This is a genomic window from Halorientalis salina (assembly GCF_005049285.1).
Taxonomy (GTDB): domain Archaea; phylum Halobacteriota; class Halobacteria; order Halobacteriales; family Haloarculaceae; genus Halorientalis; species Halorientalis salina.
This window is the reverse complement of the sequence record NZ_SOSC01000006.1, coordinates 134,845-148,170: the sequence shown is the minus strand read 5'-3', so window position 1 is coordinate 148,170 and position 13,326 is coordinate 134,845. Positions and strand designations below refer to the sequence as shown.

The 13,326-nt window shown below is 67.7% G+C and carries 12 protein-coding genes and 1 tRNA gene; 7 read left to right on the top strand and 6 right to left on the bottom strand.

Features of this window, described 5'->3' with window-relative positions; translation table 11 throughout:
• The first annotated feature begins 33 nt into the window (after nucleotides 1-33).
• Nucleotides 34-106 (top strand) — tRNA-Pro (locus tag E2481_RS12640).
• Between the two features lie 330 nt (nucleotides 107-436).
• Entirely contained in the window at nucleotides 437-2,095 is a 1,659-nt protein-coding gene (locus E2481_RS12635) for a potassium channel family protein (protein ID WP_136717513.1), read from the top strand.
• 6 nt (nucleotides 2,096-2,101) lie between these two features.
• Here E2481_RS12635 and E2481_RS12630 read toward each other — a convergent pair whose 3' ends face one another.
• Nucleotides 2,102-3,514 (bottom strand): DHHA1 domain-containing protein, encoded by a 1,413-nt coding sequence (locus E2481_RS12630; protein ID WP_136717559.1) that lies wholly within the window; start codon nucleotides 3,512-3,514, stop codon nucleotides 2,102-2,104.
• A gap of 145 nt (nucleotides 3,515-3,659) precedes the next feature.
• On the opposite strand from E2481_RS12630, the gene E2481_RS12625 reads away from it, so the two are divergent.
• Entirely contained in the window at nucleotides 3,660-5,045 is a 1,386-nt protein-coding gene (locus tag E2481_RS12625) for a HEAT repeat domain-containing protein (protein ID WP_136717512.1), read from the top strand.
• Between the two features lie 14 nt (nucleotides 5,046-5,059).
• Here E2481_RS12625 and E2481_RS12620 read toward each other — a convergent pair whose 3' ends face one another.
• The 3 genes from E2481_RS12620 to hemC are packed head-to-tail and all read right to left on the bottom strand — an operon-like array spanning nucleotide 5,060 to nucleotide 7,742.
• Nucleotides 5,060-5,812, bottom strand: a complete 753-nt coding sequence (locus tag E2481_RS12620) for a uroporphyrinogen-III synthase (RefSeq protein ID WP_136717511.1) — start codon at nucleotides 5,810-5,812, stop codon at nucleotides 5,060-5,062.
• Nucleotides 5,809-6,594: a uroporphyrinogen-III C-methyltransferase gene (gene cobA / locus E2481_RS12615; RefSeq protein ID WP_136717510.1), complete on the bottom strand. Its 786-nt coding sequence runs from the start codon at nucleotides 6,592-6,594 to the stop codon at nucleotides 5,809-5,811. The genes E2481_RS12620 and cobA overlap by 4 nt, the downstream gene beginning before the upstream one ends.
• A 29-nt stretch (nucleotides 6,595-6,623) precedes the next feature.
• Entirely contained in the window at nucleotides 6,624-7,742 is a 1,119-nt protein-coding gene (gene hemC / locus E2481_RS12610) for a hydroxymethylbilane synthase (protein ID WP_136717509.1), read from the bottom strand.
• 120 nt (nucleotides 7,743-7,862) lie between these two features.
• On the opposite strand from hemC, the gene E2481_RS12605 reads away from it, so the two are divergent.
• Nucleotides 7,863-9,539 (top strand): histidine kinase N-terminal 7TM domain-containing protein, encoded by a 1,677-nt coding sequence (locus E2481_RS12605; RefSeq protein WP_136717508.1) that lies wholly within the window; start codon nucleotides 7,863-7,865, stop codon nucleotides 9,537-9,539.
• Between the two features lie 9 nt (nucleotides 9,540-9,548).
• On the opposite strand, the gene E2481_RS12600 is transcribed toward E2481_RS12605, so the two are convergent.
• Complete coding sequence (locus E2481_RS12600) at nucleotides 9,549-10,097, bottom strand: CDP-2,3-bis-(O-geranylgeranyl)-sn-glycerol synthase (RefSeq protein WP_136717507.1); 549 nt, start codon at nucleotides 10,095-10,097, stop codon at nucleotides 9,549-9,551.
• Between the two features lie 105 nt (nucleotides 10,098-10,202).
• Here E2481_RS12600 and E2481_RS12595 point away from each other — a divergent pair, with 105 nt between their 5' ends.
• The 3 genes from E2481_RS12595 (at nucleotide 10,203) to E2481_RS12585 (ending at nucleotide 12,196) form a co-directional block, all read left to right on the top strand.
• Entirely contained in the window at nucleotides 10,203-11,036 is an 834-nt protein-coding gene (locus E2481_RS12595) for a proline dehydrogenase family protein (protein WP_136717506.1), read from the top strand.
• Nucleotides 11,037-11,069: 33 nt separating this feature from the next.
• Nucleotides 11,070-11,723, top strand: a complete 654-nt coding sequence (locus tag E2481_RS12590; protein ID WP_136717505.1) for a DUF502 domain-containing protein — start codon at nucleotides 11,070-11,072, stop codon at nucleotides 11,721-11,723.
• 191 nt (nucleotides 11,724-11,914) lie between these two features.
• Complete coding sequence (locus tag E2481_RS12585; protein WP_136717504.1) at nucleotides 11,915-12,196, top strand: hypothetical protein; 282 nt, start codon at nucleotides 11,915-11,917, stop codon at nucleotides 12,194-12,196.
• An 18-nt stretch (nucleotides 12,197-12,214) separates the two neighbouring features.
• Here E2481_RS12585 and E2481_RS12580 read toward each other — a convergent pair whose 3' ends face one another.
• Nucleotides 12,215-13,144, bottom strand: coding sequence for a branched-chain amino acid transaminase (locus E2481_RS12580; protein WP_136717503.1), 930 nt, complete (start codon nucleotides 13,142-13,144; stop codon nucleotides 12,215-12,217).
• Between the last annotated feature and the right edge of the window lie 182 nt (nucleotides 13,145-13,326).

Below are 13,326 nucleotides of genomic sequence, written 5' to 3'. Positions count from 1 at the left end.
CCTTACCACTGCCCATCGGGGAGTGATACGTGCGGGACCGTGGGTTAGCCTGGTATACTTCGGGCCTTGGGTGCCCGTGACCCCGGTTCAAATCCGGGCGGTCCCACTGACCTTTTTGCGGCGCTCACTCGCGAGCGCCGCGTCGAGAAAGCGATCCCCGATTTGAACGAGAGAGCACGCAGCGCGAGCGTCAGCGAGCGACCGTGTTCGCGTAGTTCACAATCCGGGCGGTCCCACTTTTTGCGACGCAAAAATGGGAACACGTGGACGAGCGGAGCGAGTCCACGGCGGTCCCACGTTTCGCGATCAAAACGCGAACGAAGCGGAGCGAGTCCTCTGCGCTTCCACTGTTTTCATGGCGCGCTTCGAGTTCACGGTCACGCCCGAGTCTCGTGGGAACAGGATTGATACCTGCGGCGGACCCGGTTCTTGTAGGATGCGCGAATTTCGCACTATCGAGGGGTTACATCCCGACAACCTCACCCGGCGTCAGCGGTTACTCGTCGTCTACGCGCTCGGTCTGAGCACTGTCATCCTCTCTTTCGTGGTGCTCTACTACTGGGGAATGCGGACGCTCGAAGATCGGCCGCGATCGATCTTCCAGGCGTTCAACACGGTCATCGAGACGATGACGACGACGGGCTACGGGGCGGACTCGCCGTGGACGACGCCGCTGATGAACATGTTCGTCGCGGGGATGCAGGTGACCGGCATCGTCATCGGGTTCGTCACGCTTCGGGTTCTGGTCATCCCGCTGTTCGAGCGGTCGCCGCTCAACCTCGACGACCGACTCACGGCCAAACACGAGCACGTCGTCGTCGCCGAGTACCAGCGCGACACCGAGGTGCTCCTCGACGAACTCGAAGAGTTGGACGTGGACTACGTCCTCATCGAGTCCGACGACGACGAGGCGATCCGGCTCTCGGACGACGGCTACCAGGCCATCAACGGCGACCCGGAGGTGCGATCGGACCTCCACCGCGCCAGCATCGAGACGGCGTCGCTGCTCATTACGGACGCCGGGGACAGCACGGCGAGCGTCGTGTTGACGGCCCTTGAGGAAAACGAGGAGCTCCGGGTGATCAGCTTCACGGCCTCGACCCGTCGGAAAGCCGCGCTCGCCGAGATCGGCGTCGACCGCAGCGTCGCGCCACACGCGCTCATCGGCCAACGGCTCGCGGAGAAGGCGACGACGCCGGTCTCGGTCGACGCGCCGACCGACGGCGACCCGGTTTCGATCCGCGAGATCCTCGTCCGCCACGACAGTCCGCTCCACGGAGTCCGTGTCCGGGACTCGCCGGTCGCACGTCGGCCGGACCTCACGCTGGTCGCCGGGTGGTTCGACGGTGAACTGCGCCTGCCCCCGTCGCCCGACGACCGACTCACCCCTAACACCGTGCTGGTCGTCGCTGGTCCAGAGAGCGCCATCGACGCCGTCTCGGCCGAGGTGGCTGGCGTGCGGCGACTGCGCGGGTCGGCCCACTCTCGCATCGTCATCGCCGGACTCGGTGAGGGCGGAACAGTGGCACGCGAGACGCTCCCGGCGGACGTTTCGGTCACGACGATCGACGAGTCCCCGGCGAGTGATCCCGATGTCGTCGGTGACGTCACGGAACCGGAGACGCTCCGGGCGGCTGCCATCGACGAGGCCTCGGCGCTGGTCGTCACGGTCGACGACGACGCGACTGCGCTGTTGACCGTGGCGATGGCCCGGTCGCTGGCCGAGGACCTGGAGATCCTCGTCCGGGTGACTGACACGGAGAAGGCGTCGGCCGCGTTTCGAGCGGGTGCCGATTACGTGCTCTCGGTCCAGCAGGTGTCGGCGCGGCTGGTCGCGGCCGAGGTCCACGGCGAACAGGTGATGGATCCGGTGAGTCAGATCCGACTCGTCAGGGCCGACGCGGCGTCGTTTACCGGTCGGTCGCTGGCGGAACTCCGGGGCGATCCCGAGCGGGGGTGGACCGTGGTCGCAGTCGCCCGTGACGGGGCGGTCCGGACCGACGAGAACGCGACGGTCCGGACTGACGACGAGGTGTTCGTCGCCGGGAGCGACGACGCGATACAGGAGTTCGAACGAACGATCGACCGCTCCTGAGTGCCTCTAGCCGAGTTGCTCGCCGACCAGACGATCGGCGTGCTCGATGAACTCCTGCTCGCGGCCGGCGGGGACGGTCGCGCCGGCAGCGACGTTGTGGCCGCCGCCGCCACCGCCGACCGCCGCGCTCGCTTCGCCCATCACGACCGAGAGGTCCAGTCCCTTCCCGACGAGGCGACCGGTCCCCCTGGCCGAGACCTTCGTCTCCTCGTCGTTCTTGCGGGCGAAGGCGATGATTGGCACGTCCGGGTCGACGCCGTCGACGCCGACGGCCATTCCGGCGACGATGCCGACGATGGTCTCCCGGATGGCCTCGCCGGCGTCGAACCACTGGAGGTGTTCCTCGCGGGTCACGCCCTGTTCTTTGACCCACTCCAGGCCCTCCGAGAGGTTCCGCCGGTGGTTCTGGAGCAGTCGGCGGGCGCGCTGCAATCCGTCATCGCGGTCGCCGAGACAGACTGCCAGGCCCACGTCCGCGCGCTCGTAGCGCGCCGTCGCGTTCAGCAGGGTCGAGAACTCGCTGGCGTCCCGGAGTTCGGTCCCCTCGGGTTCGGCCGGCAGCGTGTAAGTGGTCCCGACGAGCCCGTCGATCTTGTCGGCCGGCACGCCCCGCTTGACCGCTTTCTGGACCAGCGCGCTGGCGACGGTCTGGCGCTCGTCGGCGGTCAGATCGACCCAGCGCCGCCACTCGCCGTTCTCCTTCAGATCGAGTCCGAGATCGTCGAGGAATTTGATCGACCCCGCCTGGTCGTTGGAGATGCCGGGAATCCCCACCTCGCTGGCGTACTCCAGGAGCTTGGGCAGTGGGCGGGTCTGTTTGCCGTACAGCGAGAGGTCGGTCCCCTCCTCGACGACGCCGGCGGCGACGCCCTCCTCGACGATGCGCTCGTTGGTCCCGACCAGTTCGCCGCCGACCGCCTGCATGTCGCCGACGGCACCGACGATCGCCAGCGCCGCCAGGTCGCGGTTGTCGACGCTGTCGTCTTCCAGTGCTCGGGCGAGGACGTAACTCGCGCCCGCGCCCGACAGTTCCGAGGCACCGTCGATGCCCTCAAGCAGCGGGTTGAGGTGGAACTCGGTGTCCGACTCGGCGGGCTGGTGGTGGTCGGCGATGACGGGCGTGAAATCGCCCGCGGCCTCGTGTTCGGTGATGACGTCGAGTTGCCCGCTCCCGAAGTCGGTGAAGAGGACGGTATCGTACTCTCGGGCGGCGATCGACGCGATCTCCGCCGCGTCGAGCTGTTTTTTGAACACGGTCTCGAAGGGAATCCCCGCGCGTTCGAGCGCCGTCGCGGCGACGGCGGCGCTGGTCAACCCGTCGGCGTCGATGTGCGAGGCGAGCAACACGGAATCGGCCGCCTGGAGGCGACCTGCACACGCTGTGGCCCGGTCGTCGAGCGCTGGCACTGGTCCGGCCATCATGGATTCGATATCGCGGTCTCCGGTTTAAACCTCCGGTCGACACCTCGTCGACGTATCACCGTTATATCGGTTGTTCCCCCGTCTCGCGTCGGCTGCGGCGGAAGATTTACGAGAAACTGGATAGACTAGTTACCACGTCACAATGCCGTCGTCGTTACCCTTCGAGGCACTGCTTTCAGGGACGCCGGAGGAGCGGGAAGCGGCGGCACAGTCGCTGTCGGAGGTCGCGACGGCGACGCCGGCTCGGTTGTACGGCTCGCTCGCTCGACTGACCGACGGACTCGCCGACGACCACGAGCCGGTTCGGCGTGCCGTCGCCAACGCCCTGTTCGAGGTGGCCGTCGACGATCCGACGGCGGTCGGGCCAGTCGCGGAGGCGCTCGTCGACGCGCTCGCCGACGAGTCGGTCCCGGTTCGGATGGGCGCGGCCCGCTCGCTCGCCGAACTCGCCGCTGTCCGCCCCCAGCGGCTGCGGTTCGCCGTCGCGGACCTGCTCCCGTCGCTCACCGACGACGAGCGCGTCCGCGAGAACGTCGCCTGGGCGCTCGCATCGCTCGCCCCCCGCTATCCGGAGGTCATCCACGAACACGTCGATGCCATTACCCGCTCGCTGCTCGACGAGCATCCGCCCGTCCAGCGGTTCGTGTTGGAAACCCTGGTCCCGCTCGAACGAACCGATCCGGGCCTGCTCGACGTGGTCTCACAGCGCCTGCAGGAACTGGCCGCGTCCGAGGAGCCCGGCGTCCGCCAGAGCGCCTGCCGTGCGATCGCCGCCAACGACCCGCCGTGGGCCCGTCGCGTGTTACGCGAGTGCTGCCGGACGGACGCCCACCCGGTCGTCCGCGAGACCGCACGCGGGGCGCTCACCGTCGTCGAGGCCGCCGGCCCGTCTCTCGTCGATCGGGACCTCTCGACCGCCGAACACGTCTTCACCCACGCGACGCTCGACACCTGGGTCGCCGTCCGCACCGACCGTGACGACGAGGGCCCGTTTCTGGTCGGGTCGGTCACTGCGATCGCCCACGCGACAGGTGAGGCCGACGAGGCAGCGATGGCGGCCCGTGGCCTCCGCCGCGCGGATTTCGACTCCCACCGAGCGTGGCTGGCCGGCCCTCGCATCGACCCCTCGGGCGAACGGACCGCCGTCCACCTCCACAATCCCGACCGGAACTACGGGGTCACTCTGCTCATCGTCTCCGACGGGATCGGTGCCGAGTACACCGACCCCGACCGCGACGTTCCCTCGTTGCACCGCCCAGAATCCGTGTATGCGTGCCCGGCCGACTGCGCTCGACTGCTCGCGGCCCAACCGGGCGACACCCTCGCCTTCGAGATCGAAGGTGCCGACCACGAGATCGTCCTGACGACCGCCGGCGACGACGACGGGACGTACCGCGTCGCGGGCCGGAACCACGAACGCGGCTACGAGATCTCCTTTCGACCGCTCGGCCAGAACCCGATGATGGCCGTCTTCGAGAAAGGGCGTGCGTTCCGCGCCCGGAACCTCCGGCTGACGGCCCCTGGATAGTACCTACGACGGAATCAGCGGTCGTGATCCGACCTGGCGGTCTCGATGGCGGTTCGGGCCAGTTCCGAAAAGTCCGCGCGGTCGGGGACCACGTCGACGCCGATACCGAGTCCCTCGGCCGTCTCGCGCGTCGGTTCGCCGATGACGCCGACGACGGTGTCCGGGTCGTTCAGGCCGGCGATGGCCCCCTCACGGACGTTCCGTTCCGCGGCGGCGTCGAGGAAGTTCTCGACGGTCAGCGAGGACGTAAACAGCGCGGCGTCCAGGTCGCCCTCGGCGGCCAGCGCGGCCGACTCCCCGGCCCCGTCGGGTCGGGTGAGCCGGTAGAGGATCGTCTCGTGGACGAACGCGCCGGCCGCGTTCAGGCCGTCGGTCAACACGTCGCTTCCGTGGTCGGACCGGGCGACCTCTACCCGTGCCCCACCACACTTTCCTTCGAGGGTATCGACGAGGCCGGTCGAGGAGAACGCCTCGGGGATCAGATCGACGCTGTACCCCTCGGCTTCGAGTGCGTCGGCGGTCGGATCGCCGATGGCACACAGCGTGGTGTCGGTGGGCTGCCAGCCGGCCTCGCCGGCCAGTTCCGCGCCGGTCTTGCTGGTCAGAATCGTGAAGTCGGCGTCGGTCCGGGGGACCGCGCCCGTCGGATCGACGGCGAGCATGGGGTCGGCGACGGGCGTCGCGCCCAGCGACTCGATCAGTTCGACCGCCTCGGCCATGCGCTCGTCGTCAGGGCGAAACGCCGCGACCCGGAGGTCCCGCGTCACGCTCCCTCCGTGCGCTCGTTCCGGAGGAAAGCCAGTACGTTCTGGCGCTCGGCGGCCACGTCGCCGATGACCGTCACGGCCGGCGGTTCGATGCCGGCCTCGTCGCGGGCGTCGACGATTGTGTCCATCGTCCCGGTGACGACCTGCTGGTCGGGCCAGGTGCCCCGCTCGACCAGCGCGACCGGCGTTCCGGGGTCCATGCCGGCTTCACGCAGCGCCTGCGTGTAATCCGGGAGCTTCCCGACGCCCATCAGCACGACGATGGTGCCGCCGGTGGCGGCCAGCGCCTCCCAGTCGACGGCCGACTTCTCCTTGGTCGGGTCCTCGTGGCCGGTCACGAACGACACCGACGAGGCGTGGTCCCGGTGGGTCACGGGAATCCCCGCGACGCCCGGGCCGGCGATGGCCGAGGTGACGCCCGGCACGACTTCGAAGGGGACGCCGTGTTCGGCCAGGTATCGGGCCTCTTCCCCGCCGCGGCCGAACACGAACGGGTCGCCGCCTTTCAGCCGGGCCACGGTCTTGCCGTCGTGGGCGAGCTCGCTCATTCGCTCGTTCGTGTACTGCTGGGAGGTCCGCTCGCCGCGGGCGCGCTTGCCCACGTCCTCGCGTTTCTCCTCGGGGATCATCCCGAGGATGTCGGGGCCGGGCAGTTTGTCGTGGAGCACCACGTCGGCCTCTTCCAGTATTCGTTTCGCTTTCACCGTCAGGAGTTCGGGGTCACCGGGGCCGCTGCCGACCAGGTAGACCGTCCCCTCGGCGATATCGGCGTCGTCCGTCATGATTGCCGTCCGTTCGCTGCCGGGCCCATTTATTCCTCTCGTTTCGCGTCGTCGGGTTCCTCGCGGCGGGCCTGCTCGATGAGGTCGGCCGCGCCCCGCTCGCGCAACTCGGCGGCGAGTTCGCGGGCGGCTCGCGGATGGCTCTCGACCGGGAGGTCCCGCCCGGCGCTGACCTCCTCGCTCCCGTCGCGACTGAGCACGCGGACCGTCGTGTGGACGACCGCGCCCTGGAGGACGGCGTTGACGCCGATGGGGGCGACACAGCCGCCACCGAGTTCGTCGAGGACGATGCGCTCGACGCTGGTCGCGACCCGCGCGGGCGGGTGGTCGATCGTCTCCCGGATGCTCTCGGCAGTGTCGCCGTCGAGGGCGGTCACGGCCAGCGCCCCCTGTCCCGGCGCGGGGACGAACGTCGATTTCGGGAGCGACTCGTGTTCGACGTGGTGGAGCAGGCCCGCCCGCTCCAGTCCGGCGCGAGCGAGCACGATGGCGTCGTACTCGGTGTCGATGTCCCGTTCCATCGCCCGGCGTTCGATCTCCGAAAGCTCGTTGAACCAGTTCTCGGTCTCCTGGTCGAACTCCAGGGCGTCCTCCTCGCTGCTGTCGAACCCACCCTCGCCCTCGGCGTGGTCGATCCGCCGTTCGTGTTCGGCCTGCAGGCCGGGCGCGAGCAACTTCTCGATGCGCGTGTCGACGTTGCCACGGAGCGGCTGCACGTCGAGATCCGGTCGCTCGGCGAGTAACTGGGCCTGTCGACGGAGGCTCGACGTGCCGACGGTCGCGCCCTCGGGGAGGTCCGCCAGGCCGGTGCCGTCGGGCGTCAGGAGCACGTCCTCGGCGGCCGCGCGTTCCGGGACGCCCGCGACCACGAGGTCGTCGGGCTGTTCGGTCGGCATGTCCTTCATCGAGTGGATGGCGCCGTCGAGTTCCCCGTCCATCACCTTCTGGTCGAGACTCCGGACGAACGCGCCCGTCTTCCCGAGCCGGTGGATGAGTTCGTCACGTATCTGGTCGCCGGTCGTCTCCACTTCGACGAGTTCGACCGCGTGCCGGCGGTCTTCCAGTGTCGACTTGACCGACGCTGCCTGCCGGAGCGCGAGGTCCGAGCCCCGGGTGGCCAACCGGAGCGTCCTGCCGCGGGCGTTCATACCCCTCCCTCTGGCGTCCGTGGTGAAAAGCCCACCAGTTCGGCGATGACCCCCTGATTACAGCCGGTGGCGGGGTACAATTTTTAGTATATCCTCTCATATGTGTTTGTTGTCGCACAGATGGTACTCGCCGTCGACGTCTTGGGTGTCGCCCTGGTGACCACGCTCGTGCCGGCCTTGCTGATGGCGTACGTGGCCGCACAGCAGAGCGGCAAGCCGGGCACTCGCTGGTTCGTCGTCTTCGTGTGTTCCGTCGCCGGGTGGTCCAGCACCTACGGGCTCAGCCTCGTCGTCGACGCCACCGCTCCCACCTTCGTCGCGGTGAACCTCCGGTATTTCTTCACCGACGTCGTCACCATCGCCTGGTTCCTGCTCGCGCTGGAGTACGTCCGCCGCCGACGCATCGAACGGCGCTCGCGCTGGTTCTGGCTGTTCGCGTTTCCCCTCTTCAGCCAGGCCGTCATCTGGCTCGGCCCCCAGTACGTCTTCACCTACCGGTACGTGGACAGCATCGGCGTGTTTCACGCCGAGTTCGGCCCGTGGTTCTACGTCCAGGCGCTGTTTTCCTACGCCCTCGTCGTCGCCGGGCTCGCACTCTTTCTCGACGATTACCGCAACGCACAGGGCATCCGTCGCAACCAGACGGGGATGCTGTTCGCCGGTGCGCTGATCCCGTTCGTCGCGAACATCCTCTTCGTCGCCGGGATCACGCCCTATCCCGACCTGGACCTGACGCCGCTCGCGTTCCTGGTGACGACTGCACTGTTCGCGTGGGCGCTGTTTCGGTATCGACTGCTCGAACTCCTCCCCATCGCCCGGAAAACGGTGTTGGACCAGATGGAAGACGCCGTCGTCACGCTCGACGACGACGACCGGGTCGTCGACATCAACGCGGCCGCGCTCGAACTGTTCGACGTCAGTGAGAACGACGCCGTCGGGACGCCGGGGCGGGACTTCTTCGGCGAGTTCCCCGCGATGGTCGAGCAGTTCGAGTCGACGACCGTCGTCGACACCGAAATTCAGGTCGACCGGCACGGGGAGACGCACCACTTCCACCTGCAGATCTCGCCGGTCCGTTCCGGTGAGAGTCTCGTCGAGGGACGCGTCATCGTCCTCAGGGACGTGTCCGAACTCAAGGACCGCGAGGCGGAACTGGACCTTCTGAAGCAGGTTCTCAGTCGCGTGCTCCGGCACAACATCAGAAACGACGTCTCCGTCGTCGACGGCTACGCCGAGGAGATCGCCCGCAAGACCACCGGTGACCCCGCCGCCCTCGCGGGGAAGATCCAGGACAAAAGCGACGATATCGCCTCCCGGAGCCGGAAGGCCTCGACCATCGAACGGGTCCTGACCAGCGATAACGAGCGCGTGACACACGACCTCGCGGAGGCGGTCGACGAAGCCGTCGAGCGGGTCCGTGGCAGCGTCGACCCGTTCACCGTCACGCAGACCTTCGACGCGGACTGCCGGGTCCGGGCGCTCCCGACGCTACCGGTGGCGCTGGCGAACCTCGTCGAGAACGCGGTCGTTCACGCCGAGACTGCGACCCCCGAGGCCCGGATCTCGGCCACCTGCGACGCGGAGACGGTCACCATCGAGGTCCGCGACGACGGCCCCGGCATCCCCGAGGCGGAACTGCGCGTCTTCGAGGACGGCGAGGAGACGCCCCTGCACCACTCCAGCGGCGTCGGGCTGTGGCTGGTCGTGCTCATCGTCCGCCGCTCGGGCGGCTCGGTCTCCTTCGAGAACGACGCCGACGGCTCGGTGGTTCGACTTTCGCTCGACAGAGCCGACTGAAAACCACGCCTACCAGGGTTCGCTCTTCAGCGAGAGCTTGTAGGCGATGACGTTCGTGCTGACGTGCAACAGCGGCGTGATGACCAGCACCGTCGCCAGCACGGGGAGGGTAAACGTCGCCCCGAACCAGCCCGGCGCGGCGACGGCCGTCAGCGCCAGCGACACGACGACGAAATCGAGCTGGTCGACGCCGGGGAACGCCGCGCCGCGCTCGCGCCCGGTCCGCCGCTTCAGGAAAGAGGCGAGGATGTCACCCAACAGCGCGCCCGTCGGCAGCGCGACGACGGCCGCCAGGGGGAACGCCGCCGGCAACTCGACCGCGATCAGTTCGTCGAGCGTGGGCCGGACCGCGTTCAACAGGAGCGCCAGGACCGCCCCAGCCGCGATGCCGCCCACGGTTCCCCGCCAGGTTTTCCCGTCGCCGAGCAGGCGGCGACCGCCCCACGTCCGTCCCCCGTCGATGGGCGGTCCGCCGCCCGTGAGTACGGCCGCGTTGTTCGGCACGTAGGCGGGCAACATCGCCCAGAACGCCGTCACGAGCACCGCCACGATATCCATTGCTACCCGTATCCTCGCTGTCAGGACCCTTAACCGCGGTGGGTTCGGTTCGACCGCTCCCTGCCCACCACCGCACTCATTGCCTGTTAGCCGATAGTCACTGGTATGATCCCCCCGATTGCGCGCCGGTTCGTGGCCGGGGAAGGGGCGGCTACCGCCCTGGAACACGCCCGGCGACTCGACGAGCGGTCGGTCGGCGCCATCCTCAACCTGCTCGGCGAGCACTACGACCAGCGCCCGCCGGCCGACGCCGACACCGAGACGTACTGCCGACTGGTCGCGGACATCGCGGGCACCGACCTGGGCGCGTGCATCTCGGTCAAGCCCTCCCAGATCGGCCTGGACGTGTCCGAGACCGTTTTCCGGGAGAACCTGGACCGTCTCGTCGACCGCGCTGCGACCGAGGGGGTGTTCGTCTGGCTCGACATGGAGGACCACACGACGACCGACGCGACGCTAGACGCCTTCGAGGCCCAGACTCGCGCCCACGACGGGGGCGTCGGCGTCTGCGTCCAGGCCAACCTCCGGCGGACGGCCGACGACGTAGAGCGGCTGGCGACGCTGCCGGGGAAGGTCCGGCTGGTCAAGGGAGCCTACGACGAGCCAGCCGACGTCGCCTATACGGACAAAGCGCGCGTCGACGAGGCCTACCGATCACTGTTGGAGCGGATGTTCCAGACGTTCGACGGCGGCATCGCCGTGGGGAGTCACGACCCCGAGATGATCGATCTGGCGACGGACCTCCACGCCGAGCACGGGACCGACTTCGAGATCCAGATGCTCATGGGCGTTCGCGAGGACGCCCAGTACGACCTGGCGGGGTCCTACGAGGTCCGGCAGTACGTTCCCTACGGGTCGAAGTGGCTCTCGTATTTCTATCGGCGGCTGGCAGAGCGCAAGGGGAACCTCCTCTTCGCGCTGCGGGCAATCGTCAACTAGTAGGGGGAGCGGTGGGAAACGTCGCCCAGTTCAATGGCTGCCTGGAAACGGGACATCGCGAGTGGGTTGATCGTCCTCCTGCCGCTCATCGTCACCGCCTACATCGTCGCGATCATCTACAACCAGCTCGCGTCGGTGCCGGTCCCCATCGAGGACCCGACGCTGCGCGTCGCCCTCACGCTCGTCGTGTTCTTCCTCCTGGTGCTCTCGGTCGGCTACCTCAGCCGCACCGCCTTCGGCGACATCTTCGAGGAGGTCATCGACAACCTGATGAACCGTCTCCCCGGCCTGCGGGTGGTCTACAACGCCTCGAAGATGGCCGTCGAAACCGCCGTCTCCGGGACCGAAGAACTCCAGACGCCGGTCAAACTCGAAGTGTGGGACGGCCTCCGCATGACCGCGTTCAAGACCGGCAAGACGACCCCGGACGGCCGCGACGTGCTGTTCCTCCCGACCTCCCCGAACATCACCACCGGGTACGTGATCGAAGTCGACTCCGACCGGTACGAGGAGACCGACGAAGGCGTCGAGGACGCCCTGACCCGCGTGCTCAGCGCTGGTTTCGGTGAGTCACGGGACAACGGCATCTCTATCGCCGTCACCGAGGAGATGGTCGGCGACGGCGAGGACGGACCGGCGACCGACTCCGACGGCGGCGCACCGACTACCGGGAACGACGACGACTGATAGCTTTTCGCTGCCCTTACTGGCGGCCTCGCCGCCGGACCCGTCGCTGCGGTCCGCCCGGTCGCCGAAAACACCCGAGAACGGTCACGTTGGGCGTACGATAGCTCTACTCGCCCCGACTCGCCGTGTTCGCTGGGCAGGGTCGACAACGCGGCTTCTAACTAAGGACGTCCTGGCGCTACGGGCAGTGTATGGCAACGCGAACCCAGGAGGAAGACGCGGCGGTCGAAGTCGCACAGCGGTCGAGCACTGACCCGTACATCGTCGCCGCGGTGGCGTCGGTACTGCTGTCGTGGTACGAGTTTTTCGTCCAGGGCAACCGGGAGATGGGGCTGTTCGTCGGGCTCTGGCCCCCCACCTTCCTCGCCTTCGGGAGTTATTTCGAGCAGTCGCGGCTCAGCAACGCGATGGACCGCGCGCTCGGGAAAGGTGGCATCATGAACTCGGTCGAGCGGATGATCCAGAACCGGTAACCGGCGGGGAGCCGCCGCTCAGAGGTAGCGGAACCAGTCGTCGTACTCGTCGGTGCGGCGCTCGATGATCTCGAAGAAGCGCTGCTGGATCTCGTCGGTCACCGGCCCCTTCGTGCCCGCGCCGATCTCGTTGTCGTCGACGCTCCGGATGGGCGTCAGTTCGGCCGCCGTTCCCGTGAAGAACAACTCGTCGGCCGTGTACAGCTCGCTCCGTGAGACCGTCGCGCCGTCGTGGACGGTGTATCCCAGGTCCTCGGCGATAGTGATGACGCTGCGGCGGGTGATGCCGTCGAGGTTCGATTCGGCCAGTCCGGGCGTGTACAGTTCGCCGTCACGCACGAGGAAGACGTTCTCGCCCGGTCCCTCGGCGACGTTGCCCTCCTTGTTCAGGACGATGGCCTCCGTGTAGCCGTTCGCCTTTGCCTCCTGTGACGCGAGCACGCTGTTGACGTACGTCCCGGTCGTCTTGGAGTTGGTCGGCATCTGGCTGGATGCGTACTTGCGCCAGGAGGAGACCGCAACGTCGATCCCCTCTTCGAGCGCCTCCTCGCCGAGATACGCGCCCCACGGCCAGACGGCGATGGCCGTCTCGACCGGGCAGCTCTCGGGGTTGAGCCCGAGCATGTCGTAGCCGTAGAAGGCGATCGGGCGGATGTAACACGACTGGAGGTCCTGCCGGCGGATGAGTTCCTCCGTCGCCTCCGTGAGTTCCTCCTTCTCGTAGGGGATCTCGATGTCGTACGGATCGCCCGACTGGTAGAACCGATCTAAGTGTTCCTCCCAGCGGAAGATCGCGGGCCCCTTTTCCGTGTCGTAACACCGAACGCCCTCGAAGACGCCGGTCCCGTAGTGGAGCCCGTGCGTGAGGACGTGGACCTGTGCGTCCTCCCAGTCGACGAACTCTCCGTCCTGCCAGATCAGATCGACGTCCATCTCGTCGAAACCCATTGTCTGGTTGCCCTTGGCGTAATTCGGCCTTAACCGTTTCCGTGCCGCCCGCGACCCGCTGGTACTCCGCTGCCCTCCCAATTCGGGCAGAACCCGCACTGACTGAAGATAAACTGAATGCCGCTATACGAAATCGGCCGTAGTCGGTCACAGTGCTCCGTGAAATCGCTCCTCCACTACCG

Coding starts and splice junctions, on each gene's coding strand:
- E2481_RS12635 (WP_136717513.1), top strand. CDS start 437: ATGCGCGAATTTCGCACTATCGAGGGGTTACATCCCGACAACCTCACC.
- E2481_RS12630 (WP_136717559.1), bottom strand. CDS start 3,514: ATGGCCGGACCAGTGCCAGCGCTCGACGACCGGGCCACAGCGTGTGCA.
- E2481_RS12625 (WP_136717512.1), top strand. CDS start 3,660: ATGCCGTCGTCGTTACCCTTCGAGGCACTGCTTTCAGGGACGCCGGAG.
- cobA (WP_136717510.1), bottom strand. CDS start 6,594: ATGACGGACGACGCCGATATCGCCGAGGGGACGGTCTACCTGGTCGGC.
- hemC (WP_136717509.1), bottom strand. CDS start 7,742: ATGAACGCCCGCGGCAGGACGCTCCGGTTGGCCACCCGGGGCTCGGAC.
- E2481_RS12605 (WP_136717508.1), top strand. CDS start 7,863: ATGGTACTCGCCGTCGACGTCTTGGGTGTCGCCCTGGTGACCACGCTC.
- E2481_RS12600 (WP_136717507.1), bottom strand. CDS start 10,097: ATGGATATCGTGGCGGTGCTCGTGACGGCGTTCTGGGCGATGTTGCCC.
- E2481_RS12595 (WP_136717506.1), top strand. CDS start 10,203: ATGATCCCCCCGATTGCGCGCCGGTTCGTGGCCGGGGAAGGGGCGGCT.
- E2481_RS12590 (WP_136717505.1), top strand. CDS start 11,070: ATGGCTGCCTGGAAACGGGACATCGCGAGTGGGTTGATCGTCCTCCTG.
- E2481_RS12585 (WP_136717504.1), top strand. CDS start 11,915: ATGGCAACGCGAACCCAGGAGGAAGACGCGGCGGTCGAAGTCGCACAG.
- E2481_RS12580 (WP_136717503.1), bottom strand. CDS start 13,144: ATGGGTTTCGACGAGATGGACGTCGATCTGATCTGGCAGGACGGAGAG.